The organism is Streptomyces sp. AM8-1-1 (genome assembly GCF_032229325.1).
Lineage (GTDB): Bacteria > Actinomycetota > Actinomycetes > Streptomycetales > Streptomycetaceae > Streptomyces > Streptomyces achmelvichensis.
The window spans coordinates 2069013-2092924 of record NZ_CP135086.1 but is presented as its reverse complement, the minus strand read 5'-3'; the positions used below and the strand labels follow the sequence as shown (position 1 = coordinate 2092924).

Annotated in this window: 19 protein-coding genes and 1 riboswitch; of the genes, 13 read left to right on the top strand and 6 right to left on the bottom strand. The window is 71.8% G+C overall.

Going from position 1 to position 23912, the window contains the following annotated elements:
- Window positions 1-4: 4 nt before the first annotated feature.
- A complete protein-coding gene (locus RPQ07_RS09455; RefSeq protein WP_313943655.1) occupies window positions 5-1084 on the top strand; it encodes a GTP-binding protein in 1080 nt (359 codons plus the stop codon).
- Window positions 1085-1117: 33 nt separating this feature from the next.
- Here the strand turns inward: RPQ07_RS09455 and RPQ07_RS09450 are convergent, their stop codons facing one another.
- A complete protein-coding gene (locus RPQ07_RS09450) occupies window positions 1118-3568 on the bottom strand; it encodes a DNA topoisomerase IV subunit A (protein ID WP_313943654.1) in 2451 nt (816 codons plus the stop codon).
- Between the two features lie 164 nt (window positions 3569-3732).
- Between RPQ07_RS09450 and RPQ07_RS09445 the strand changes: the two genes are divergently transcribed.
- The 4 genes from RPQ07_RS09445 (at window position 3733) to RPQ07_RS09430 (ending at window position 8785) form a co-directional block, all read left to right on the top strand.
- Window positions 3733-5085 carry a pitrilysin family protein gene (locus RPQ07_RS09445; RefSeq protein WP_313948832.1) on the top strand — a complete coding sequence of 451 codons (1353 nt, stop codon included), beginning with the start codon at window positions 3733-3735 and terminating at the stop codon, window positions 5083-5085.
- A 26-nt stretch (window positions 5086-5111) separates the two neighbouring features.
- Window positions 5112-6479, top strand: coding sequence for a pitrilysin family protein (locus tag RPQ07_RS09440; protein ID WP_313948831.1), 1368 nt, complete (start codon window positions 5112-5114; stop codon window positions 6477-6479).
- Between the two features lie 264 nt (window positions 6480-6743).
- Window positions 6744-6915, top strand: a riboswitch (cyclic di-AMP (ydaO/yuaA leader).
- A 13-nt stretch (window positions 6916-6928) separates the two neighbouring features.
- Complete coding sequence (locus tag RPQ07_RS09435; RefSeq protein WP_313943652.1) at window positions 6929-7720, top strand: M23 family metallopeptidase; 792 nt, start codon at window positions 6929-6931, stop codon at window positions 7718-7720.
- Window positions 7721-8107: 387 nt separating this feature from the next.
- Window positions 8108-8785 (top strand): GntR family transcriptional regulator, encoded by a 678-nt coding sequence (locus RPQ07_RS09430; protein WP_313943651.1) that lies wholly within the window; start codon window positions 8108-8110, stop codon window positions 8783-8785.
- 204 nt (window positions 8786-8989) lie between these two features.
- On the opposite strand, the gene RPQ07_RS09425 is transcribed toward RPQ07_RS09430, so the two are convergent.
- Window positions 8990-9271, bottom strand: coding sequence for an HPr family phosphocarrier protein (locus tag RPQ07_RS09425; protein WP_313943649.1), 282 nt, complete (start codon window positions 9269-9271; stop codon window positions 8990-8992).
- 163 nt (window positions 9272-9434) lie between these two features.
- On the opposite strand from RPQ07_RS09425, the gene RPQ07_RS09420 reads away from it, so the two are divergent.
- From RPQ07_RS09420 to RPQ07_RS09405, 4 genes are all read left to right on the top strand, one after another.
- A complete protein-coding gene (locus RPQ07_RS09420) occupies window positions 9435-12305 on the top strand; it encodes a GNAT family N-acetyltransferase (RefSeq protein WP_313943648.1) in 2871 nt (956 codons plus the stop codon).
- 36 nt (window positions 12306-12341) lie between these two features.
- Window positions 12342-12926 (top strand): DUF5998 family protein, encoded by a 585-nt coding sequence (locus RPQ07_RS09415; protein ID WP_313943647.1) that lies wholly within the window; start codon window positions 12342-12344, stop codon window positions 12924-12926.
- Window positions 12926-14161 (top strand): alkaline phosphatase family protein, encoded by a 1236-nt coding sequence (locus tag RPQ07_RS09410; protein ID WP_313943645.1) that lies wholly within the window; start codon window positions 12926-12928, stop codon window positions 14159-14161. The genes RPQ07_RS09415 and RPQ07_RS09410 overlap by 1 nt, the downstream gene beginning before the upstream one ends.
- A gap of 76 nt (window positions 14162-14237) precedes the next feature.
- A complete protein-coding gene (locus RPQ07_RS09405) occupies window positions 14238-14903 on the top strand; it encodes a thymidine kinase (RefSeq protein WP_313943644.1) in 666 nt (221 codons plus the stop codon).
- Here the strand turns inward: RPQ07_RS09405 and RPQ07_RS09400 are convergent.
- On the bottom strand, window positions 14878-15645 hold the full coding sequence (locus RPQ07_RS09400) for a VOC family protein (RefSeq protein WP_313943643.1): 768 nt from the start codon (window positions 15643-15645) through the stop codon (window positions 14878-14880). The genes RPQ07_RS09405 and RPQ07_RS09400 overlap by 26 nt on opposite strands.
- Window positions 15646-15872: 227 nt before the next feature.
- On the opposite strand from RPQ07_RS09400, the gene RPQ07_RS09395 reads away from it, so the two are divergent.
- Window positions 15873-16700, top strand: coding sequence for a sulfurtransferase (locus tag RPQ07_RS09395; protein ID WP_313943642.1), 828 nt, complete (start codon window positions 15873-15875; stop codon window positions 16698-16700).
- Between the two features lie 78 nt (window positions 16701-16778).
- Here RPQ07_RS09395 and sepH read toward each other — a convergent pair whose 3' ends face one another.
- Complete coding sequence (sepH, locus tag RPQ07_RS09390; RefSeq protein WP_313943641.1) at window positions 16779-17849, bottom strand: septation protein SepH; 1071 nt, start codon at window positions 17847-17849, stop codon at window positions 16779-16781.
- A 449-nt stretch (window positions 17850-18298) separates the two neighbouring features.
- Here sepH and RPQ07_RS09385 point away from each other — a divergent pair, with 449 nt between their 5' ends.
- A complete protein-coding gene (locus RPQ07_RS09385) occupies window positions 18299-19138 on the top strand; it encodes a hypothetical protein (protein WP_313943640.1) in 840 nt (279 codons plus the stop codon).
- A gap of 62 nt (window positions 19139-19200) precedes the next feature.
- Here the strand turns inward: RPQ07_RS09385 and RPQ07_RS09380 are convergent, their stop codons facing one another.
- A complete protein-coding gene (locus tag RPQ07_RS09380) occupies window positions 19201-20523 on the bottom strand; it encodes a D-arabinono-1,4-lactone oxidase (protein WP_313943639.1) in 1323 nt (440 codons plus the stop codon).
- Entirely contained in the window at window positions 20480-21727 is a 1248-nt protein-coding gene (locus RPQ07_RS09375) for an MFS transporter (RefSeq protein ID WP_313943638.1), read from the bottom strand. The genes RPQ07_RS09380 and RPQ07_RS09375 overlap by 44 nt, the downstream gene beginning before the upstream one ends.
- Window positions 21728-21864: 137 nt before the next feature.
- Here RPQ07_RS09375 and RPQ07_RS09370 point away from each other — a divergent pair, with 137 nt between their 5' ends.
- The gene (locus tag RPQ07_RS09370; RefSeq protein WP_313943637.1) at window positions 21865-22992 is read left to right on the top strand and encodes a ferrochelatase; all 1128 of its coding nucleotides are present in this window, start codon (window positions 21865-21867) and stop codon (window positions 22990-22992) included.
- A 22-nt stretch (window positions 22993-23014) separates the two neighbouring features.
- Window positions 23015-23815, top strand: a complete 801-nt coding sequence (locus RPQ07_RS09365; protein WP_313943636.1) for an inositol monophosphatase family protein — start codon at window positions 23015-23017, stop codon at window positions 23813-23815.
- Window positions 23816-23912: the final 97 nt, after the last annotated feature.

The following is a 23912-nucleotide window of genomic DNA, read 5'->3' as shown; positions in this document are numbered from 1 at the left end:
CCCCATGACCAGCAAACCCGTGCCCGTCGTCGTCCTCGCGGGCTTCCTGGGATCCGGCAAGACCACCCTGCTCAACCACCTTCTCCGCGCGAGCCGTGGCACCCGTATCGGCGTCGTCGTCAACGACTTCGGGGCCATCGAGATCGACGCCATGACCGTGGCCGGGCAGCTCGGGGACTCCACCGTGTCGCTCGGGAACGGCTGTCTGTGCTGTGCCGTCGACGCGAGCGAGCTCGACGTCTTCCTGGACCGGCTCACCCGCCCCGACGCCCGCCTCGATGTCATCGTCATCGAGGCGAGCGGGCTCGCCGAGCCGCAGGAACTCGTCCGGATGGTGCTCGCCAGTGAGAACGAGCGCGTCATGTACGGCGGGCTCGTCGAGGTCGTCGACGCGGCCGAGTTCGACGCCACCCTGGAACGGCACCCCGAGATCGCCCGGCACCTCGGCATCGCCGATCTCGTCGTGCTCAACAAGGCGGACCGGGTCGACGACGCGGCCGGGCAGCGGCTGCGGGAGCGGATCCGCGGGCTCGGCGGCGGGGCACTGGTCACCGCGACGTACGGGCGGATCGACCCGGAGCTGCTCTTCGAGTGCCGGCCCCGCGGCGAGCGCGTCGGCCAGCTCTCGTTCGAGGACCTGCGCGAGGAGGAGGACGGCGACGGGCACCAGGACGGTGACGGCCACCCTCATGGGCAGGCGCACGACGGCCATCTGCATGCCGCCTACGAGAGCGTCTCCTTCACCGCGGACGAACCCCTGCACCCGCGCCGGCTGCTGGACTTCCTCGACTCACGGCCCGAAGGCCTGTACCGCATCAAGGGATTCGTCGACTTCGGCGCTCTCGATCCGCGCAATCGCTACGCCGTCCACGCCGTCGGCCGGTTCCTCCGGTTCCACCCGGAGCCCTGGCCGGCGGGCGGGCGGCGGCAGACCGGGATCGTCCTGATCGGCTCGGGCATCGACACCGCGGCCCTGCGCAAGGAGCTCGACGCCCTGCCCGTGACCGGGCCGCAGGACGCCCCCGATGAACACACCATGTGGGGCGTCCTGCGTTTCGTACCCGACGTGCCGGAGGGTTCGTAAGGCCCTCCGGCGCGCCCTTCGGCAGAGCCTCGATCAGCTCGAAGGACCGGCCAGCACCGCCACCGGCGACGGCGGCGGGGTGCCCGAGCCGTCACGGCGCGGGTCCAGATCCGGGAGCCGCGCCGGGGAGCCGTTCGGCTGGGCCGCCCGGACCGGATTCGCGCCCGCCCAGGCCAGCAGCAGGATGTCCTCACCCTTCAGGAAGCGCTGGCAGCGCACGCCACCGGTCGCCCGCCCCTTGCGCGGGTACTGGTCGAACGGCGTCATCTTCACCGTCGTGATCGAGTCGTCCAGCGCGCCGGTGGAGCCCGCGGCCGTGAACACCACCGCGTCCGCGGCCGGGTCCACCGCGGTGAACGAGATCACCTGCGCGCCGTCCGCGAGCTTGATGCCGGCCATGCCGCCCGCCGCCCGGCCCTGCGGCCGCACCTGCGACGCCTGGTAGCGCAGCAACTGGGCGTCGGAGGCGATGAAGACCAGGTCCTCCTCGCCGGTCCGCAGCTCGACGCCGCCGACGATCCGGTCACCCTCCTTGAGGGTGATGACTTCCAGCTCGTCCTTGTTCGCCGGATAGTCGGGCACCACCCGCTTGACGACACCCTGGAGTGTGCCGAGCGCGAGGCCCGGGGACGACTCGTCGAGCGTGGTCAGGCAGATCACCGTCTCGTCCGTCTCCAGCGAGAGGAACTCCGAGAGCGGTGCGCCTCCCGACAGGTTCGGCGCGGACGCGGTGTGCGGCAGCTGCGGCAGGTCGATCACCGAGATCCGCAGCAGCCGGCCCGTCGACGTCACCGCTCCCACATCGCCTCGCGCGGTCGCGGGGACGGCGGAGACGATCACATCGTGCTTGGCGCGCTTGCCCTCGTCGTCAGGGATCGGCTCGCCGGTCACGGTACGCGCCAGCAGTCCGGTCGAGGACAGCAGCACCCGGCACGGGTCGTCCGCGACCTCCAGCGCCACCGCCGCGACCGGCGTGGCACCGGACTCCAGCAGCACCGTGCGCCGGTCGGTGCCGAACTTCTTCGCCACCGCGGCCAGTTCGCCCGAGACCAGCTTCCGCAACTCGGCGTCGGACTCCAGGATCGCCGTCAGCTCGTCGATCTCGGTGTTCAGCCGGTCGCGCTCGCTCTCCAGCTCCAGCCGGTCGAACTTGGTCAGCCGGCGCAGCGGGGTGTCGAGGATGTACTGCGTCTGGATGTCGCTCAGCGAGAAGCGCTCGATCAGCCGCTGCTTCGCCTCCGCGGAGTTCTCGCTGGACCGGATGAGCCGGATGACCTCGTCGATGTCGATCAGGGCGACGAGCAGGCCCTCGACCAGGTGCAGCCGGTCGCGGCGCTTGGTGCGGCGGAACTCGCTGCGCCGGCGCACGACCTCGAAGCGGTGGTCGAGGTAGACCTCCAGCAGCTCCTTCAGCCCCAGCGTCAGCGGCTGGCCGTCCACCAGCGCCACGTTGTTGATGCCGAAGGACTCCTCCATCGGCGTCAGCTTGTAGAGCTGCTCCAGGACGGCCTCGGGAACGAAGCCGTTCTTGATCTCGATGACCAGGCGCAGTCCGTGCGCACGGTCGGTGAGGTCCTTGACGTCAGCGATGCCCTGGAGCTTCTTCGCGGCGACCAGGTCCTTGATCTTCGCGATCACCTTCTCCGGACCGACCGTGAAGGGCAGTTCGGTGACGACGAGGCCCTTGCGGCGGGGCGTGACGTCCTCGATCGTGACCGTGGCACGGATCTTGAAGGTGCCGCGGCCGGATTCGTACGCGTCCTTGATGCCCGTGAGGCCCACGATCCGCCCGCCGGTCGGCAGGTCGGGCCCCGGGACGTACCGCATGAGGGTCTCGAGGTCCGCGCCCGGGTGCTTGATCAGATGGCGGGCCGCGGCGATGACCTCGCCCAGATTGTGCGGCGGCATGTTGGTCGCCATGCCGACCGCGATGCCGGACGCGCCGTTGACCAGAAGGTTCGGGAAGGCCGCCGGAAGAGCGACCGGTTCCCGCTCCTGGCCGTCGTAGTTCGGCGAGAAATCGACGGTGTCCTCGTCGATCGACTCGGTCATCAGCGACGTCGCGTCGGCCATCCGGCACTCGGTGTAACGCATCGCCGCGGGCGGGTCGTCATTGCCGAGCGAGCCGAAGTTTCCGTGCCCGTCGACCAGGGGCACCCGCATGGAGAAGGGCTGCGCCATCCGCACCAGGGCGTCGTAGATCGAGGCGTCGCCATGGGGGTGCAGCTTGCCCATCACCTCGCCGACGACACGTGCACACTTGACGTATCCGCGGTCGGGCCGCAGGCCCATCTCGTTCATCTGGTAGACGATGCGGCGGTGCACCGGCTTCATGCCGTCGCGGGCGTCGGGCAGGGCGCGCGAGTAGATCACGGAGTACGCGTACTCGAGGAAGGAGCCCTGCATCTCGTCGACGACGTCGATGTCGAGGATCCGCTCCTCGAAGTCGTCGGGCGGAGGGGTCTTCGTGCTGCGGCGGGCCATCGCGGCTGCTGCTCCTTCACGTACCGGATCTGGATCTGACGCGGACCATTGTGGACCGTCCCACTGACAACGCAGACCACGACCCGGGAACTTCGCCAGGTGTCAGCCCGCTTGCATACAGTGGCAGCACTCTCCATATCGCGATCGAAGGGACGTACATGCCCATGGGTCACACGGCCACAGCGCAGGCCGGCTCCGGCGGCCTGACAGCGACTGAGCATCGGCTGGCCAACGGCCTGCGCGTGGTGCTCTCCGAGGACCACCTGACCCCGGTCGCCGCGGTCTGCCTCTGGTACGACGTGGGCTCGCGCCACGAGGTCAAGGGCCGTACAGGGCTTGCTCACCTCTTCGAGCACCTGATGTTCCAGGGCTCGGGCCAGGTGAAGGGGAACGGTCACTTCGAGCTCGTGCAGGGCGCCGGCGGCTCGCTGAACGGCACCACCAGCTTCGAGCGCACCAACTATTTCGAGACGATGCCCACCCACCAGTTGGAGCTGGCGCTCTGGCTGGAGGCCGACCGTATGGGCTCCCTGCTCGCCGCCCTCGACGACGAGTCCATGGAGAACCAGCGCGACGTCGTCAAGAACGAGCGCCGTCAGCGCTACGACAATGTGCCGTACGGCACGGCGTTCGAGAAGCTGACCGCCCTCGCCTACCCCGAGGGCCACCCGTACCACCACACCCCGATCGGCTCGATGGCCGACCTCGACGCCGCGACCCTCGAGGACGCCCGCGCCTTCTTCCGTACGTACTACGCGCCGAACAACGCCGTGCTGTCGGTCGTCGGCGACATCGACCCGGAGCAGACGCTCGCCTGGATCGAGAAGTACTTCGGCTCCATCCCCTCACACGACGGCAAGCAGCCGCCGCGCGACGGCTCCCTGCCGGAGATCATCGGTGAGCAGCTGCGCGAGGAGATCCGGGAGGAGGTCCCGGCGCGTGCGCTGATGGCCGCCTACCGGCTGCCGCACGACGGCACCCGCGAGGCCGACGCGGCCGACCTGGCGCTCACCGTCCTCGGCGGCGGCGAGTCCTCCCGGCTGCACAACCGTCTGGTGCGGCGGGATCGCACGGCCGTCGCCGCCGGGTTCGGTCTGCTGCGTCTGTCCGGTGCTCCCTCGCTCGGCTGGCTGGACGTGAAGACGTCCGGTGGCGTCGAGGTCCCGCAGATCGAGTCCGCCGTCGACGAGGAACTCGCGCGGTTCGCCGCCGAGGGCCCGACGCCGGAGGAGATGGAGCGCGCGCAGGCGCAGCTGGAGCGCGAATGGCTGGACCGGCTCAGCACGGTCGCCGGCCGCGCCGACGAACTGGCCCGCTACGCCGTGCTGTTCGGCGACCCGCAGCTCGCGCTGACGGCCGTCAACCGCGTGCTGGACATCACCGCCGAGGAGGTGCAGGCGGTCGCCCAGGCCCGGCTGCGCCCCGACAACAGGGCGGTGCTGGTGTACGAACCGGTCTCCGCCGACCAGGACGAGCAGGACGACCAGAGCGACGAGGAAGAAGGGGCGGACCAGTGAGCGACGCCGCCGAGCCATTGACCGCCATGACGTTCCACCCGCAGCCGCAGGCGGGTACCGCCAAGCCGTGGGCCTTCCCCGCGCCCGACCGCGGCACCCTGGACAACGGTCTGACCGTGCTGCGCTGCCACCGGCCCGGTCAGCAGGTCGTGGCCGTCGAGATCTCTCTCGACGCCCCGCTCGACGCCGAGCCGGAGGGCCTCGACGGCGTCGCCACGATCATGGCGCGCGCCCTGTCCGAGGGCACCGACAAGCACTCCGCCGAGGAGTTCGCCGCCGAGCTGGAGCGCTGCGGGGCCACCCTCGACGCGCACGCCGACCACGCCGGCGTCCGGGTCTCGCTGGAGGTGCCGGTCTCCCGGCTGCTGAAGGCGCTCGGGCTGCTCGCCGAGGCCCTGCGCGCGCCCGCCTTCGACGACAGCGAGGTCGAGCGGCTGGTGCGCAACCGGCTGGACGAGATTCCGCACGAGATGGCCAACCCGGCCCGCCGCGCCGCCAAGGAGCTGTCCAAGCAGCTCTTCCCGGCATCGCTGCGGATGTCGCGCCCGCGTCAGGGCACCGAGGAGACCGTGGCCCGGATCGACGCCGCGGGCGTGCGGGCGTTCTACGACGCCCACGTCAGGCCCGCGACCGCGACCGCGGTGATCGTCGGCGACCTCACCGGGGTCGACCTCGACGCCGTGCTCGCCGAGACCCTCGGCGACTGGACGGGCGACACCGCGCAGTCCCGGCCCGTCCCGGCGATCACCGCCGACGACACCGGCCGCGTGATCATCGTGGACCGGCCCGGAGCCGTACAGACGCAGCTGCTGATCGGCCGCGTCGGCCCGGACCGCCACGACCGCGTCTGGCCCGCCCAGGTACTCGGTGCGTACTGCCTCGGCGGCACGCTCACCTCCCGTCTCGACCGCGTGCTGCGCGAGGAGAAGGGCTACACCTACGGCGTACGGGCGTTCGGTCAGGTCTTGCGTTCGGCGCCCGACGGCACGGGTGCCTCGATGCTCGCCATCAGCGGCTCGGTGGACACGCCCAACACCGGCCCGGCGCTGGACGATCTGTGGAAGGTGCTGCGCACGCTGGCGGCCGAGGGTCTCACCGACGCCGAGCGCGACGTGGCCGTGCAGAACCTGGTGGGCGTCGCCCCGCTGAAGTACGAGACGGCGGCGTCCGTCGCGAGCACGCTCGTCGACCAGGTGGAGCAGCATCTGCCCGACGACTACCAGGCGCAGCTGTACGTGCGGCTGGCCGAGACGGGCACGGTGGAGGCGACGGCAGCGGCCGTCAGCGCCTTCCCCCAGGACCGTCTCGTCACGGTGCTCGTCGGTGACGCGTCCGCGATCGAGGAGCCGGTCAAGGCGCTCGGTATCGGTGAAGTGACGGTTGTCACCGGCTGATTGAGGCCGTCGGCCGCTTCCCCTCGCGGCGGAGCAGCCTCTGCCTCCCGGTGGAGCGGCCTCCGCGGTCCGGTGGGGCAGTGGGCGCGGCCAGGGACCCCGGCATCACACGATGCCGGGGTTCCGTCGTTTGCCCGATTTGCTGCGGGGCTTCCGCTCTGCCCTGTGGCATGCGCTACAAACAGGGCTGTCTGTTTGGTGATTGAAAGTTGCCACGCTTAGCGTCGGTCCGGCTGTTCGCCAGTACCGCCGCATCCGCGGCACGGACAGCCATCGCCGAGTCCCCGTCAGGCGCGAGCCTGGGGAGCCGGGGACCCACACGAAGTCCCTGGGGTGAATCGGATGCCTTCGCGGCTGTGTCGCGGCGGAGGCGCCCGTAGGAGACCTTCCTGCTCCGAACCCGTCAGCTAACCCGGTAGGCGAGAAGGAAGGAAAGGACCAGCCACTTCATGGCGTTCGCCCGTCCCACCGGGAAGCACCGTGCCCCGAGCCGTATGACGCGCAGAGGCGCGAGCATCGCCGGCGTCGCGGCCCTGGCCACCACCGGCGTCATCGGAACCCTCGCCTCTCCGTCGCTGGCCGCCGAGTCCGGAGCCGCCGCTCCCGAGCCCGGCACCGTCACTCTCGAGAGCACCGGGCTGAGTACGGCCGTCGCCGCCGACTCGCTCGCCACCGAGATAGCCGACCAGGCCGCGGCCCAGGAGCAGGAGGCCGAAGAGGCCGTCGCCCGCGCCAAGGCCGCAGCCGAGGCCAAGCGCAAGGCCGAGGCCCGCGCCAAGGAGGCCCGCGAGGCTCGGGAGCGCGCCGCCCGCGAGGCCGAGCGCAAGCGCCTGAACGCCTTCGTGTCACCCATCTCCGGCTCGTACGTCTCCACGGGCTACCAGGCAGGCGGAGCCGTCTGGTCCTCCGGCAGCCACACCGGCATCGACTTCCACGCCGCCACCGGCACCCCGGTGCACGCGGTCGGCGCGGGCACCGTCGTCGAGGCCGGCTGGGGCGGCGCCTACGGCAACAACATCGTGATCAAGATGAAGGACGGCTCGTACACCCAGTACGGCCACCTCTCGTCGCTGAACGTCTCGGTCGGCGAGAGTGTCACCCCGGGCCGGCAGATCGGCCTCGCCGGCTCGACCGGCAACACCACCGGACCGCACCTGCACTTCGAGGCCCGCAGCGGCGCCGAGTACGGATCGGACATCGACCCGGTCTCGTACCTGCGCTCGCACGGCGTCAACATCTGAGCCACGTGACGGACGGAGCCGCGGTGCCGACAGGGCCGCGTGACCACTGAGCCACGTGACCACTGAACCGCGTGACCGACAGAGCCGCGTGACCATCTGGTCGGCTCGACCGTCTGACGGCTCGGACGGCCGGGAGGCGCCGTGTGCGCCCGGCGTCCGCGCATCGCACCCAAGGCCCCGGCCCACCGCCGGGGCCTTTCGTGTGCGCCGATGTGTGTGCGCCGGTGTGGGTATGCCGCGTGATGTACGCGTGATGTAGGCCGGTAACTGGCCAAAAGATATCCATGAATGCCCGCCGGGCATCGGAAAATGTGGAACGCTGCAATAGAGTCACCGAACGGTCGTCAATCGGCTGCGTTTCGCGCGGATTAAAGCGGAGGTTCGGTCATGCGCATTCCCGCGCACTCGGTATGCACGGCGATCCGCGACGACATCGTCTCCGGTGTGTTCGGGCGCGGCAGCAGACTCACCGAGGAGCAGCTGGCCCGCCGCTACGGCGTCTCACGCGTCCCGGTGCGCGAGGCCCTGCGGACCCTGGAGTCGGAGGGCTTCGTCACCACCCGGCGTCACGCGGGCGCGTGTGTGGCGGAGCCGACCGAGCGGGAGGCGGCCGATCTGCTGGAGGTGCGGATGCTGCTGGAGCCGCTGGGCGCGGCGCGGGCGGCCCAACGACGCACCGAGGCCCATCTCAAGGTCCTGCGCGGCCTGGTGAGGCTGGGCCAGGAGCGCGCCCGCCGTGGTCAGGGCGAGGATCTGCGCTCGCTCGGCGGCTGGTTCCACGAGACGCTCGCCCAGGCCTCCGGCAGCCCCGGCCTGATCGCTCTGCTCACCCAGCTGCGGCACAAGATCGCCTGGATGTACGTCGTGGAGCAGCCTGCCGCGCCCGTCGAGTCGTGGGCCGAGCACGGCGCGATCGTGGATGCCGTCGCGCGGGGCGACGCCGAACGGGCCCGGGCGCTGACCGCCCTGCACACAGAGCGGGCTGCGGCCGCGCACCGGCTGCGGATCACGGAACGCGTGAGGACTTCGCAACATCCCGTAAACACCGCGAGCGCCCGCAATTAACAGGCGCGCCGTATACAAAGAGGGAACTGTTCGCGGGGCTTCTTTCCGGCTGCCCGAATTCCTTTCACGGGCTCGGAATGGCCGGGCGGTGCAGTCCGAATAGTCAGAACGCCCGGAAAAGGCCGAGAGTCGGGCGGGAAATGCAGGAGCCGCGGCCTCCCGTATCCGGGATGCCGCGGCTCCTTGCCGCCGGACCGTCGGGTGTCAGACGGTCTCGGGAAGCTCGTCGAGGCCCTCGGCCACCAGCTTGGCGAGCCGGTCCAGGGCGGCGTCGGCGCCGTCCGCGTCGGAGGCCAGCACGATCTCCTCGCCACCCTGGGCGCCCAGGCCGAGCACGGCGAGCATCGAGGCGGCGTTGACCGGGTTGCCGTCGGCCTTGGCGATCGTCACGGGGACGCCGGAGGCCGTGGCGGCACGGACGAAGATGGAAGCGGGGCGGGCGTGAAGGCCCTCGGCCCAGCCGACGTTGACGCGGCGCTCAGCCATGGTGTTGCCCTTCAAGTCTTAGCGGTTGTCTAGACCAGTCTCTCATGTGCGGTCGCGGGTGGGCACCGGCCCCGGGTCCGACCGCGGACGCCCGCGGGCCATCCTCAGACTGCCGCGCCCCAACACCCTCCGCGACCGGTGATCGCGCCGTACGCTTTCTGCCATGCAGACCCAGCCGGACCACGCCTACCCCGCTCACTGGGAAGCAGACGTGGTGCTGCGCGACGGAGGCACCGCGCGCATCAGGCCGATCACCACCGAGGACGCGGATCGCCTGGTCAGCTTCTACGAACAGGTCTCGGACGAGTCGAAGTACTACCGCTTCTTCGCGCCCTACCCCCGGCTGTCCGCCAAGGACGTCCACCGGTTCACCCATCACGACTACGTGGACCGGGTGGGTCTCGCGGTCACGGTCGGCGGCGAGTTCATCGCGACCGTCCGCTTCGACCGGATCGACCCCACGGGACGCCCGGCGAGCGCGCCCGCGGACGAGGCCGAGGTCGCGTTCCTGGTCCAGGACGCGCACCAGGGCCGGGGCGTGGCCTCCGCGCTGCTCGAACACATCGCGGCGGTGGCCCGGGAGCGGGGCATCCGCCGCTTCGCGGCCGAGGTGCTGCCCGCGAACAGCAAGATGATCAAGGTGTTCCGGGACGCCGGCTACACCCAGAAGCGCAGCTTCGAGGACGGCTCGGTCCATCTCACCCTCGACCTCGAACCGACGGCGGAGTCCCTCGCGGTGCAGCGCGGCCGCGAGCAGCGAGCGGAGGCGCGCTCGGTGCAGCGGCTGCTCGCGCCGCGCTCGGTCGCGGTCATCGGCACCGGACGGGCGCCCGGCGGTGTGGGCCGTACGGTGCTGCGCAATCTGCTGGGGGCGGGCTACACCGGCCGTACGTATGCGGTGAACCGGGCCTTCCCCGCGTCGCAGACGGAGCTGGAGGGCGTGCCGGCGTTCCGCTCGGTCGGCGAGATCGTGGCCGGGACGGCGGAGCCGGTCGACCTGGCGATCGTCGCCGTGCCCGCCGAACGGGTGCCGGAGGTCGTCGCCGACTGCGGTGAGCACGGCGTCCAGGGCCTGGTCGTACTGTCCGCGGGATACGCGGAATCGGGTGCCGAAGGCCGGCTTCTCCAGCGGGAACTGGTGCGCCAGGCACGGTCGTACGGCATGCGGATCATCGGTCCGAACGCCTTCGGCATCATCAACACCGCGCAGGCCGTCCGGCTGAACGCCTCGCTGGCGCCCGAGACCCCGGCCGCCGGCCGCATCGGTCTGTTCACCCAGTCCGGGGCGATCGGCATCGCGCTCCTCGCGGGACTGCACCGCAGGGGCGCCGGGCTCTCCTCCTTCATCTCGTCCGGCAACCGCGCGGACGTGTCCGGCAACGACTTCCTCCAGTACTGGTACGAGGACCAGGACACCGATGTCGTCCTGCTCTACCTGGAGACGATCGGCAATCCGCGCAAGTTCTCCCGCCTCGCCCGGCGCACGGCGGCGGTCAAGCCGGTCGTGGTCGTCAAGGGCGCGCGGCACAGCGGCAGCGAGCCGCCCGGTCATGCGGTGCCGGTGACCCGCGTCCCGGACGCGACGGTCGGTGCGCTGCTGCGCCAAGCGGGTGTGATCCGCGTCGACACCGTCACGGAACTCGTCGACGCCGGCATCCTCCTCGCCGACCAGCCCCTGCCCGCGGGCCCGCGGGTCGCCGTCCTCGGCAATTCCGAGTCCCTCGGTCTGCTCACCTACGACGCCTGCCTCGCGGCCGGTCTGCGTCCGCTGCCCCCGCTGGACCTGACGACGGCGGCGACGCCGTCGGACTTCCGCGCGGCGCTGGCCCGGGCCCTGGCGGACGAGGGCTGCGACTCGGTGGTCGTGACGGCGATTCCGTGGGTGGGGGAGGACGGAGACCCCCAGGCGGGCGACGGCGAGGTCCTGGCGGCCGCGCTCCGCGACGCGGCCGCCACTGCCCCGGCCAAGCCGGTCATGGTGGTACACGTCGAACTCGGCGGTCTCGCGGACGCCCTCTCGGCGGCGACCAGCACCCGGACCGCACCCGGACAGCCGTCTCCGGCCGCGCCGCCGGCCGGGGGCATCCGGGACACGCGCGGCCCCGCGGACGCGAGCGAGGCCGACGGCGGTGCACAGGAGGCGCCAGGCGCCCGGCCGGCGGGCAGCCGCATCCCCGCCTATCCCGCGGCCGAGCGTGCCGTCCGCGCCCTGACCGAGGCGGTCGGATACGCCCAGTGGCGACGGCAGGCGGCCGAGCCCGGGCGCGTCCCCGAGTACGAGGACATCGACGAGGCCGGCGCCGGCGCCAGGATCGAGGCGCTGCTCCAGGCCCCCGGGGACGCCCGGGGCATCACCCTCGCCGCGGCCGACGCCCATGATCTGCTGGCGCGGTACGGGATCCATGTGCGGCCGACCCTGCCCGCTCCCGGACCGGACGACGCCGTACGGGCGGCCGGCCGGCTCGGCTACCCCGTCGCGCTCAAGACCACCGCCCCCCATCTGCGGCACCGTGCCGACCTCGGCGGCGTGCGGCTTGACCTGGCCAACGAGGAGCAACTGCGGCAGGCGTACGCCGAGTTGACCGAGCTGCTCGGCAAGCCCGAGGAGCTTCAGCCGGTCGTGCAGGCGATGGCTCCGCGGGGTGTCGACACCGTGGTCCGTGCCGCCCTCGATCCCGCCGTGGGCGCGGTGCTCTCCTTCGGGCTCGCGGGCGCTCCCTCCGAGCTGCTCGGGGACACCTCGCACCGTCTCGTTCCGGCCACCGATCGCGACGCGGCCGAGCTGATCAGGTCCATCCGCAGTGCCCCGCTGCTGTTCGGCTGGCGGGGTTCGGCGCCGGTCGACACCCCCGCCCTGGAGGAACTGCTGCTCCGCGTGTCACGACTGGTCGACGACCATCCGGAAGTGATCGGGATCAGTCTTGAACCGGTCGTCGTCGCTCAACACGGGCTCACGGTCCTCGGCGCGTCCGTACGCCTCGCCCCACCTGCCACCCAGACCGACCTGGGACCCCGACGACTCCCCAGCTACTGAACGCTCACCGCTGTCGGGGCCCGTAGGATGGGCCCCATGGCGAAGACCGGTACGACGACCCAGGGGCTGCGCGCGGCGATCGAGCGCAGCGGCTACTACCCGGCTCTCGTGGCCGAGGCGGTGGAGGCCGCCGTCGGAGGCGAGCAGATCGCGTCCTACATGGTGCACCAGGAGACCACGTTCGACGCCAACGAAGTGCGCCGCCATGTGACGGTCCTCGTGCTGACGGCCAACCGCTTCATCGTGAGCCACACCGACGAGCAGGCCGCCGACACCAGCTCCCCGACGCCGTACGCCACCACCTCCACCGAATCGGTCAAGCTCAGCCGGATCTCGTCGGTCGTGGTCAGCCGGGTCGTCGCCAATCCCGAGTCGTACACCCCGGGCACGCTGCCGCGTGAGGTCGTCCTCACCATCGGCTGGGGCGCCGTCTCCCGTCTCGACCTGGAGCCCGCCGCCTGCGGCGACCCCAACTGCGAGGCGGACCACGGCTACACCGGCAGCTCCACGGCGGACGATCTGAGCCTGCGGGTCAGCGAGGCCGGCGACGGACCCGACACGGTCCGCCAGACCCTCGCCTTCGCCCAGGCGCTCTCCGAAGCCACGGCAGCCACGCGCTGATGGCCCAGCCCGCTGCCTGGCGAGACGACTCGACCCCGGCCCCGGAGCCTGCGGGCTGGGGGAACGTCCACCCCGCCCCGCTCGCCGTCGACACCGCGCCCGTGCCCGCCTACGGCACCGGCTCCCTCGCCGATCTGCTGCCGACGCTCGCCGCCGGCCAGGGCGTCCCCGGCTTCACCCACAGCATCCCCGAGCTCACCCCCGCCGACCGGAACTGCGTCTTCCTGATCGACGGCCTGGGCTGGGAGCAGATCAAGAACCATCCCGACGAGGCCCCGTACCTCACCTCGCTCCTCGGCACCTCGCGCGGCGGCACGGGACGTCCCATCACCGTCGGCTTCCCCGCCACCACCGCGACCTCACTGGCCTCCGTCGGCACGGGCCTGCCGCCCGGCGTCCACGGCCTGCCCGGCTACACCGTCCGCGACCCCGACTCGGGCGCGCTGATGAACCAGCTGCGCTGGAAGCCGTGGACTCCGCCGAAGGTCTGGCAGCCGTACCCCACCGTCTTCCAGCTCGCGGACGCGGCGGGTGTGCACACCGCGCAGGTCTCCTCGCCCACCTTCGAGCAGACCCCGCTCACCCAGGTCGCGCTCAGCGGAGGAACGTTTCACGGACGGCTCGGGGCCGAGGAGCGGATGGACCTGGCGGCCGAGCAACTGGCCGCCGGTGACCGCTCGCTGGTCTACACGTACTACAGCGAGGTCGACGGAAAGGGCCACCGTTTCGGTGTCGACTCGGACGCCTGGCGCGGTCAGCTGATGTACGTCGACCGGCTGGTGCAACGCCTGGCCGAGCAACTGCCGCCCCGCTCCGCGCTGTACGTCACCGCCGACCACGGCATGATCGACATCCCCTTCGACGAGCAGTCGCGCATCGACTTCGACGAGGACTGGGAACTGCGCGCCGGAGTCGCCCTGCTGGGCGGTGAGGGCCGCGCCCGTCATGTCTACGCGGTCCCCGGCGCCGAGGCCGATGTCCTCGCCGTCTGGCGCGAGGTGCTCGGCGAGCAGTTCTGGGTGGCGGGCCGCGAGGAGGCGATCGAGGCGGGCTGGTTCGGTCCCGTGATCGACGACCGCGTCCACGGCCGGATCGGCGATGTGGTGGCCGCGGCCTGCGACGACGTCGTGGTGACCGCCTCCGTGCGCGAGCCGAACGAGTCGGCGATGGTCGGGATGCACGGCTCGATGACCCCCGTCGAGCAGCTCGTGCCGCTGATCGAAGTACGCTCGTAGCCGTCCCGCCGCCCCGTACCTCACCCCAGAACACCCCCGAACGACGCCCACAGACCCGAAAGGTCCTCAACCTCCCATGCCCGAGCTGGTGTTCTTCTCCGGAACCATGGACTGCGGAAAGAGCACCCTCGCTCTTCAGATCGAGCACAACCGGTCCACGCGCGGTCTCCAGGGCATGATCTTCACGCGCGACGACCGGGCCGGCGAGGGCAAGCTCTCCTCCCGGCTCGGCCTGGTGACCGACGCGGTCGAGGCCGCGGAGGGCTTCGACTTCTACGCGTACCTGGTCGAGAGCCTCTCCCAGGGCGGCCGTTGCGACTATGTGATCGCCGACGAGGCGCAGTTCCTCGCGCCGGAGCAGATCGACCAGCTCGCCCGGGTGGTGGACGACCTTGACCTGGACGTCTTCGCCTTCGGCATCACGACCGACTTCCGCTCCAAGCTCTTCCCGGGCTCGCAGCGGCTGGTGGAACTCGCCGACCGGGTCGAGGTGCTTCAGGTCGAGGCGCTGTGCTGGTGCGGCGCTCGGGCCACGCACAACGCCCGTACGGTCGGCGGGGTGATGGTCGTCGAAGGCGCCCAGGTCGTGGTCGGAGACGTCAACGCGGGCGACGAGGTCGGCTACGAGGTGTTGTGCCGGCGGCACCACCGGCGCCGGATGACCGCCGCGAGCGCCCGTGCGGCGACGCTGTCCCCGGACGTCCTGCCGGTGGACGTCAACGGAGTGACCGTACGATCGTGAACACCGCGCCCTCCGGGTCGGCGACCCTCGCGAGCCGTCCGTGGGGGCCGTCAGCGGGAGGTTCGAGGACCTGACCGCCGATCCTCGTGATCTGGCGTGCCGTCATGTCGGGGTCCTCGACCTCGAACCAGGTCATCCAGTGGCTGCCCCGGTCGCGGGTCCGGGACGGGACGCCGTGCAGGGCGGCCACGGGACGGCCGTCGAGGCAGAGCGTCACCCGGTCCTCGCCGGGATCGCCGTCGGGCTTGGTCTCGTAGCCGAAGACGGCCTGGTAGAACTTCGTGACGGACTGCGTCTCCGTGGTGAGCAGCTCGTTCCACACCGGCGTGCCATGTGTGCCGTGCAGGGCGGTGCCCGCGTGTGCGGCCGGTTGCCACAGACCGAACACGGCGCCCGCCGGGTCGGTCACGATCGCCATGCGGCCGGCGTCGCCGGCGTCCAGCGGGCCGACGCCCACCGTGCCCCCGCGGCTGCGGACCGCCTCCGCGGTCACATCCGCGTCGTCGGTCGCCAGATACGGCGTCCACGCGGTCGGCAGATGCCGGTCGACGGGCAGCCGCCCGATGCCCGCGACCTCGTTGCCGTCGATCAGGGCGCGGACGTACGGGCCGAGTTGCTGCGGCCCGGGAGCGAACTCCCAGCCGAACAGCTCGCCGTAGAAAGCCTGAGTCGCCTCAAGGCCGTGCACCATCAAGCTGACCCAGCAGGGTGTGCCGGGCGTGTGCCGAGTCGCCTCGGTCATTGTCTTCTCTCTCCTCGGACCATCGTGGTGGCCGTGCGGGGGAACAGGATGTGGGCCGTTGTGCGGAACGGCCGGTCGCCCCAGCAGATGCTTGCACCCCGAAGCGTCCGACGCGCCCCGGCCGCGCCGGATTTGGCGGGTTCCCGATGGAGGATGCCCGTTTTGAGGCGGCACATCCGAATCAGCGGCGTTACGGGAGGGCCTGGTGCTGCGCGAGGATGGCTTTCATGAACCCCATCATCACTGCTGCCGATCTTGCGAATGAGCTGGCCGGCCCCCGCCCGCCGGTGCTCCTCGACGTGCGCTACCAGCTCGGCGGGCCGCACGGGCGGCCCGACTACGACGCCGGTCACATCCCCGGCGCGGTCTTCGTCGACCTGGACGCGGAACTGGCCACCCCGCCCGGAGCGGCGGGCCGCCATCCGCTGCCCGATCCCTCGGCGTTCGGAGCGGTGATGCGCCGCGCCGGGGTCTCGGCCGGCACGCCCGTCGTCGCGTACGACGCGGCCCAGGGGTGGGCGGCCGCCCGCGCCTGGTGGCTCCTGCGCTGGACCGGCCACACGGAGGTACGGGTCCTGGACGGCGGCCTCGCGGCCTGGACCGGGCCGCTGGAGACCGCGACGCCGGAGCCCGCGGAGGGCGACTTCATGCCCGCCCCGGGGGCGCTGCGGGTCCTGACGGCGGACACCGCGGCCGCGCTGGCGCGCTCGGGCCTGCTCCTGGACGCCCGCGCGGGGGAGCGGTACCGGGGTGAGGTCGAGCCGATCGACAAGGTGGCGGGCCACATCCCCGGCGCGGTCTCGGCCCCGACGACCGAGAACCTGGACGACAAGGGCCACTACCTCCCGCCCCAGGCGCTGGGGGCACGCTTCGCGGCGCTGGGAGCCGAACCCGGTACGGAGATCGGGGTCTACTGCGGTTCGGGCGTGTCCGCAGCCCAGGAGATCCTCGCTCTGGAACTGGCGGGCTTCCACCCCGCCCTCTACGCCGGCTCCTGGTCGGAGTGGTCCCAGGACCCGGACCGCCCGGTGGCGACGGGCCCGGACAGGGGCTGAGGCCCCCGCGGGCATCCGGACGGGACACGCGAAGGGCCCGGCACCCACGGTGCCGGGCCCTTCGCGTCACTGCGCCTGCTACTCCTGCTTCTTGCGCCGCGTGCCGAAGACGATCTCGTCCCAGCTCGGGACCGCCGCACGGCGGCCCGGTCGGACGCCGTCCGCCTCGGCCTGGCGGTCCGTGGTGCCGGTCAGACGGTCGCGGTGACCCGCCACCGACCGGGGCATCAGCACATCCGCGTACGCCGAACCGGCGCCCGCGGACGCCGCCGGGGCAACCGGCTCCTCCGCCTCGGGCTCCTGCGCCGGCTCCGTCGGCGGCTCGGGCGGGGCCGGGCGCTCCGGCACCACCATGTCGCCGCGGAAGCTCGGCACCGCCTCCAGCAGACTCGTCAGCGAATCGCGCTCACTGGTGCCGTTGCTGTTGTCCTCCGCCGACGGGGGCTCCGCCGGACGCTCCGTGCCACGGTCCAGCGGCCGGTCCCTCGGCAGCCGTGCGATGCGCGGAACGAACGGGAAGCTCGGCTCCTGCGAGGCGATCGTGTCGTCGGTCTCGCCGATCAGCGCGCGCGCCTCGTCGTCGACGGCCTGGACGAGCCGCCGCGGCGGGTCGTACGTCCAGCTCGCCGAGTGCGGTTCGCCCGCCACCCGGTAGACCAGCAGCACTTCCCAGGTGCCGTCGTCGCGGCGCCACGAGTCCCACTGCACGGCGTCCTTCTCCGCGCCGCGCAGGGTCAGCCTCTCCTGCACGGCCTCGCCGAGCTGCGGTCCGGTGTTCTCGCCGGGGCGGCGCACGGGAGTCTTGCGGGCCCGCTCCGCCATGAACGCGCGCTCGGCGAGCACGGGGCCCTCGAAGCGGCGTACGCGGTCGACCGGGATGCCGGCCATCTGCGCGACCTCTTCGGCGGAGGCACCTGCGCGTATACGTGCCTGGATGTCGCGGGGACGGAGGTGGCTCTCCACCTCGATCTCGATCTGCCCGAGGCGGGCGCGGTCGTTGCGCACGGCGGCGCGCAGCCGCTCATCGATCGGAAGCGTGTATTCCGTGCTGTCCGCAGCCTTGAGCACCAGTCGTGTGCCGTCGTTGGAGACGGCCACGACACGCAGTTCGGGCATGGGGACCTCCCGGGTGGTGCCTGCCGACGTCACGTGCGTCGCTGCTTCCGCTAGTCGAGTGTGGCCTGCCCGGGTGCAGCCTGCCACAACCTTGCCGAGTTGCCCGGCGTGTCGGGCACAGGCCCTGGATCGCCGTTATGGCACGGTTACCTGTTCGGCACTCAGCGTGACCGACGGTCACTCTGTGTGCAGGTTCCCGTGCGGTACCGCGGCGCCGCCGGATCGAGCGCCAGATTCGGCCCCCTACCTGGGGTCCTGACATCCACAAGGGACGCCGGGCCCAGGGCTCGCCACAGTACTCCATTCGGGCCATGTGGGTGGACTGCCGCGCCGCCGAACTTCTGCCTGCGTACGGCAGTTCGGGGCCGGGACATGGGTGACGGGTGTCGTGATTCACAGAATCTTCCCAAAGGGAACTATTCGCTTCGCTCGTTTGTCCTTCATTGGTACAGACGTGACAGAAGGGCAAGCAGGGACTGAGGATGCATCAGAAGCCGGACACCGGAGCACAGCGCACGGAAGAGGGAGGACAGCGACTGGACCTGAGCGTCCCGCAAGTGGCGGGCAGCGCGCTCGCGGCGATCGCGGCGGCGGTGCTCGCCTCCCAACTCGGCGTCTACGGCACGATCATCGGGGCGGGCCTCGTCAGTGTCGTCGCCACCTGTGGCGGCTCGGTGTTCCAGCACTTCTTCCGCCGCACCGGAGAGCAGATACGCGATGTGACGGTCCAGGCGAAGCCGAAGGGCCGTCAGGTGCCGCTGCCGCCGGCCGACGACGCGACACAGATGCTCCGGCAGGTCCACCGGGACGAGGCCCGCGAGGAGTTCAGCGCGGCGAGCACCCACGGCACCCGCGTCCGCGGCTGGAAGCGGCCCCTCGTCGCGGCGTCCGTCGTGTTCGGGGTGGCCATGCTCGGCATCACCGGGTACGAGGTGGCCTCAGGGTCCGAACTGGGCGGCGGCAACGGCACGACCGTCGGCTCGGCCGTCCGCGGCGGGGGCAGCGGGGGCGGGGGCGGTGGGCATCCCACGCCGGCCACCAGCCCGTCGCAGAGCCCCGACGAAGACCGCGATCAGCGGCGCTCTCCGGAAGGGGAGACGAAGTCGAGCCCCGGCGACGGCCGTTCACAGGATTCCGGGACCGGCCGGCAGGGCGACGGCGAGGACACCGAGCCCACGACCCCCGACTCGTCCCCGTCCACCGGTGACGAGGGGACGCAGAGCCCGACGCCCACGCCCACACCGACTCCCACGCCGTCCGGCTCCGCCCCGGATCCCGGTACCGGAACCGGCGCGGACGCGGGCACCGACGACGCCCGGTGAACGGACCGCGGCAACGGTGACACCCGGAGAACGGAACGCGGCGCCGACGATGCCGGGGGCGGTCAGTCGCCCAGGACCCGCCGCAGATAGTCGTTCCCGAACCGCCGCTCCGGGTCCAGCCGGTCGCGCAGCGCCGTGAACTCGCCGAAGCGCGGGTACACCTCGGCGAAGTACTCCGCGTCGCGGGTGTTCACCTTGCCCCAGTGCGGCCGCCCGCCGTGCGCCGTCATGATCCGCTCGACCGCGGTGAAGTACGACTGGTACGGCGTCCCCCGGTACATGTGCACCGCGATGTAGGCGCTCTCCCGGCCCGAGGCGGTGGACAGCGTGATGTCGTCGGCCGGAGCCGTGCGGACCTCCACCGGGAAGCTGACCCTGAGCGGGGAGCGCTCGATCATCGCCTTCACCTCGCGCAGGGCCGCGACCGCGGTCTCCCGCGGGAGCGCGTACTCCATCTCCACGAAGCGCACCCGGCGCGGCGAGGTGAAGACCTTGTACGGGATGTCGGTGTAGGTGCGGGCGGACAGGGCCCGGCTGGAGACCTTGGCGATCGCGGGGATGGTCGCCGGCACGGCCCGGCCCACCGAATTGACCACCTGGAACAGCCCGTTGGAGAGCAGTTCGTCCTCGATCCAGCCGCTGACCGTACCGGGAGGGGCCGCCGGGCCCATGCTGCGGTTGTTGCGCTTGGTGTTGCAGTTGCCGGTGTGCGGGAACCAGTAGAACTCGAAGTGCTCGTTCTCCGCGTGCAGCGCGTCGAACTCCGCGGTGACCTTGTCGAAGGTCATCGGTTCCTCGCGCGCCGTCAGCAGAAAGATCGGCTCCACGGCGAAGGTGATCGCGGTGATCACGCCGAGTGCGCCGAGACCGATCCGGGCCGCCGCGAAGACCTCCGGACGCTCCTTCTCCGAGCACGTCAGCAACGAGCCGTCGGCCGTCACCAGTTCGAGGCCCCTGATCTGGGCGGCGATCGAGGCGGACTCGCGGCCCGTGCCGTGGGTACCGGTGCTGGTGGCGCCCGCCACCGTCTGCTCCATGATGTCGCCCATGTTCGTGAGCGACAGGCCCTCGCGGGCCAGGGCCGCGTTCAGCCGCTTCAGCGGGGTGCCCGACTCGACCGTCACGGTCATCGCCGTGCGGTCGATGTGCCGGATACCCGTGAGCAGGTCGGGCCGTATCAGCAGTCCGTCGGTGGCGGCGACCGCCGTGAAGGAGTGACCGGCACCCGCCGTCTTCACCCGCAGACCGGCCTCGGCCGCCTGCCGTACGACGTCGGCGACCTCCTCGGCCGATGCGGGGGAGGCCTCCCTGGCCGGACGAGCGGAGACGTTCCCGGCCCAGTTACGCCACGTGCGGCTCGTGCTCGTCGTGCTGATCGTGCTCATCGGCCCGCCCCTCCCGCGTCGGCACCGGCCTGTTCAGCCGGCGATACCCCAGGAACGCCACCACGGCCGCGACCGCTCCCGCGACAGCGGGCACCGCGTACCCCGCGTCCGCTCCGGCGGCATCGACCGTCCAGCCGGCGGCCGAGGAGCCGAGCGCCACTCCGACCGCGAGGCCGGTGCTGATCCAGGTCATGCCTTCGGTCAGTTTGGTGCGCGGTACGTGCGCTTCGACGAGAGCCATCGTGGTCACCATCGTCGGTGCGATGGACAGGCCCGCGACAAAGAGCGCCACGGCCAGGAACGTGAGGCTCCCGGCCAGTTGGAGGGGGATCATACTCACGGCCATCGCACAGACTCCCACCAGCCACCTCCGGCCGGCCGGACCCTTCAGATGCAGCAGTCCGAAGACGAGGCCCGCGACGCAGGAGCCGAGCGCGTAGACCGCCAGCACCACACTGGCCGCGGCCTTGTGCCCCTGCTCCTCGGCGAACGCCACGGTGACCACGTCGACCGCCCCGAAGATCGCGCCCGTGGCCACGAAGGTGAGCACCAGGACCTGAAGTCCGCCGGAGCGCATGGCCGACGCCCGGGTGTGCTGCTCGCGCGGATGCGGCACCGGCTCGGTGGAGCGCTGAGCGGTCAGCCAGAAGACGCCGATGAGCAGCAGGACGGCCGCCAGCAGCGGTCCCGCCTCGGGGAACCACGCCGTGGACAGCCCGATGGCGATGATCGGACCGAGGACGAAGCACGCCTCGTCGACGATCGACTCCCACGCGTACGCGGTGTGCAGCTCGCGCGGTGAGCCTCGGTAGATCGCGGCCCACCGGGCGCGGACCATCGAGCCCACGCTCGGCACGCACCCGGCAGCGGCGGAGAAGACGAACAGCGTCCAGTCGGGCGCACCCTGCTGCGCGCAGACCAGCAGGCCCGCCACCGCGGCCACCGACGCGAGGGTGGCTGGACGCAGCACCCTGGCCTGGCCGTGCCGGTCGACCAGCCGGGAGATCTGCGGTCCCATCACCGCGGCCGACATCGCCAGCGTCGCCGAGAGCGCGCCGGCCAGCCCGTAACGGCCGGTGAGCTGGGAAATCATGGTCACGACGCCGATGCCCATCATCGACAGCGGCATTCGGCCGAAGAACCCCGCGAAGGAGAAACCCTTGCTGCCGGGGGCGGCGAAGATGGCGCGGTAGGGACTCGGCAACGGGGGGCTCCGTAAGGCGTATCAGTGACGTTGACAGATTACGTCCGCCGGCGGGGGCCGCGCACCGCCGTTTCCGGTTCACCGGCGTGGGGTGGGTCCCCGCCGGACGGCGCGGGGGTGGTGGCAGGATCGTTTTCATGTCCGACGATCGCGATCCCACCCCCTATGACGCCCTGCTGCTGCTCTCCTTCGGCGGCCCCGAGGGCCCGGACGATGTCGTTCCGTTCCTGGAGAACGTGACGCGCGGCCGCGGTATCCCCACGGAGCGGCTCAAGGAGGTGGGGCAGCACTACTTCCTGTTCGGCGGCGTCAGCCCCATCAACGACCAGAACCGTGCCCTGCTGGGCGCCCTGCGCAAGGACTTCGCGGACCACGGACTGGATCTCCCGGTGTACTGGGGCAACCGCAACTGGGCGCCGTATCTGACCGACACGCTCCGCGAGATGACCCGCGACGGCCACCGCCGCATCGCGGTCCTCGCCACCAGCGCCTACGCCTCGTACTCGGGCTGCCGCCAGTACCGCGAGAACCTCGCGGACGCGCTCGCCACCCTGGAGGCGGAGGGGCTGGAGCTCCCGCGGGTCGACAAGCTGCGGCACTACTTCAACCACCCCGGCTTCGTCGGCCCCATGACCGAGGGGGTGCTGCGCGCCCTCGCGGACCTCCCCGCAGACGTACGCGAAGGAGCGCACCTCGCCTTCACCACCCACTCGATCCCGACCGCCGCGGCCGACACCTCGGGCCCTGTCGAGGACCACGGGGGCGGTGGCGCCTACGTACGCCAGCACCTGGACGTGGCCCGGCAGATCGCCGACGCCGTGCGCGCGGAGACGGGCACCGAGCACCCCTGGGAGCTCGTCTACCAGTCCCGCAGCGGCGCCCCGCACATCCCGTGGCTGGAGCCGGACATCTGCGACCACCTGGAGGAGCTGCACGGCTCCGGCGTACCGGCGGTGGTGATGGTGCCGATCGGCTTCGTCTCCGACCACATGGAGGTCCTGTACGACCTCGACACCGAGGCCACCGCCAAGGCGGCCGAGCTGGGGCTGCCCGTACGCCGCTCGGCGACCGTGGGCGCCGACCCGCGCTTCGCCGAAGCCGTCCGCGACCTGGTGCTGGAGCGCGCCGCCACCGAGCGCGGTGTGCCCGCCGAGCGCTGCGCGCTGGGCGCCCTCGGCCCCTCCCACGACCTCTGCCCCATCGGCTGCTGCCCGGCCCGGGCCCCTCGCCCCGCGGCCGCCGGCGCCGACAGCCCGTACGCATGATCCGTACGCCCAAGGAGTCGCCGTGACCGACCCTCTCCTGTCCGAACTGCTCGACATCGCCCTGGAGGCCGCCCGACGGGCTGGGGAGCTGCTGCGCGACGGCCGCCCCGCCGACCTCGGTGTCGCCGCCACCAAGTCCAGCCCCATCGATGTCGTCACCGAGATGGACATCGCCGCCGAGAAGCTGATCACCGGCTTCCTGGCCGAACGCCGTCCCGACGACGGAGTACTCGGCGAGGAGGGCGCGTCCAGCGCGGGCACCAGCGGCATCCGCTGGGTCGTCGACCCGCTCGACGGCACGGTGAACTATCTGTACGGCCTGCCGACCTGGGCCGTCTCCATCGCCGCCGAGCGCGACGGCGAGACGCTCGTCGGTGTCGTCGAGGCTCCCATGCGCCGCGAGACCTACCGTGCGGTGACCGGCGGTGGCGCGTACGCCGGTGACCGGCCGCTGCGCTGCCGTCCCGCGCCCCCGCTGGCGGAGGCCCTCGTCTCCACCGGCTTCAACTACGTGGCGACCGTGCGCAGCCACCAGGCGGACGTGGCCCAGCGGCTGATCCCGCGGCTGCGGGACATCCGCCGCAGCGGTTCGGCGGCCGTGGACCTCTGCGACGTCGCGGCGGGCCGCCTCGACGGGTACTACGAGCGCGGGCTGAGCCCCTGGGACCTCGCGGCCGGTGACCTCATCGCCCGCGAGGCGGGCGCGCTGACCGGCGGGCGCCCCGGGGAGCGGCCGTCCTACGACCTCACGCTGGCGGCGAGCCCGGGCGTCTTCGAGCCGCTCCAGGGTCTGCTGGAGGAGTTCGGGGCCTGGCACGACTGACGCCTCGCCGCGCGCACGGAACTCCGAGCACGAGGCGGAACCCGCACACACAGGGGCCCCGACGCCGTCCCGCGGCGTCGGGGCCCCTGTGCGTGGT

What these genes read in the sequence shown, in the direction of transcription:
- RPQ07_RS09370 (WP_313943637.1), top strand. Translation starts at nt 21,865, where the DNA reads ATGTCCGACGATCGCGATCCCACCCCCTATGACGCCCTGCTGCTGCTC.
- RPQ07_RS09400 (WP_313943643.1), bottom strand. Translation starts at nt 15,645, where the DNA reads ATGACCGAGGCGACTCGGCACACGCCCGGCACACCCTGCTGGGTCAGC.
- RPQ07_RS09420 (WP_313943648.1), top strand. Translation starts at nt 9,435, where the DNA reads ATGCAGACCCAGCCGGACCACGCCTACCCCGCTCACTGGGAAGCAGAC.
- RPQ07_RS09445 (WP_313948832.1), top strand. Translation starts at nt 3,733, where the DNA reads ATGGGTCACACGGCCACAGCGCAGGCCGGCTCCGGCGGCCTGACAGCG.
- RPQ07_RS09425 (WP_313943649.1), bottom strand. Translation starts at nt 9,271, where the DNA reads ATGGCTGAGCGCCGCGTCAACGTCGGCTGGGCCGAGGGCCTTCACGCC.
- RPQ07_RS09380 (WP_313943639.1), bottom strand. Translation starts at nt 20,523, where the DNA reads ATGAGCACGATCAGCACGACGAGCACGAGCCGCACGTGGCGTAACTGG.
- RPQ07_RS09385 (WP_313943640.1), top strand. Translation starts at nt 18,299, where the DNA reads ATGCATCAGAAGCCGGACACCGGAGCACAGCGCACGGAAGAGGGAGGA.
- RPQ07_RS09455 (WP_313943655.1), top strand. Translation starts at nt 5, where the DNA reads ATGACCAGCAAACCCGTGCCCGTCGTCGTCCTCGCGGGCTTCCTGGGA.
- RPQ07_RS09450 (WP_313943654.1), bottom strand. Translation starts at nt 3,568, where the DNA reads ATGGCCCGCCGCAGCACGAAGACCCCTCCGCCCGACGACTTCGAGGAG.
- RPQ07_RS09410 (WP_313943645.1), top strand. Translation starts at nt 12,926, where the DNA reads ATGGCCCAGCCCGCTGCCTGGCGAGACGACTCGACCCCGGCCCCGGAG.
- RPQ07_RS09415 (WP_313943647.1), top strand. Translation starts at nt 12,342, where the DNA reads ATGGCGAAGACCGGTACGACGACCCAGGGGCTGCGCGCGGCGATCGAG.
- RPQ07_RS09395 (WP_313943642.1), top strand. Translation starts at nt 15,873, where the DNA reads ATGAACCCCATCATCACTGCTGCCGATCTTGCGAATGAGCTGGCCGGC.
- RPQ07_RS09430 (WP_313943651.1), top strand. Translation starts at nt 8,108, where the DNA reads ATGCGCATTCCCGCGCACTCGGTATGCACGGCGATCCGCGACGACATC.
- RPQ07_RS09435 (WP_313943652.1), top strand. Translation starts at nt 6,929, where the DNA reads ATGGCGTTCGCCCGTCCCACCGGGAAGCACCGTGCCCCGAGCCGTATG.
- RPQ07_RS09405 (WP_313943644.1), top strand. Translation starts at nt 14,238, where the DNA reads ATGCCCGAGCTGGTGTTCTTCTCCGGAACCATGGACTGCGGAAAGAGC.
- RPQ07_RS09440 (WP_313948831.1), top strand. Translation starts at nt 5,112, where the DNA reads ATGACGTTCCACCCGCAGCCGCAGGCGGGTACCGCCAAGCCGTGGGCC.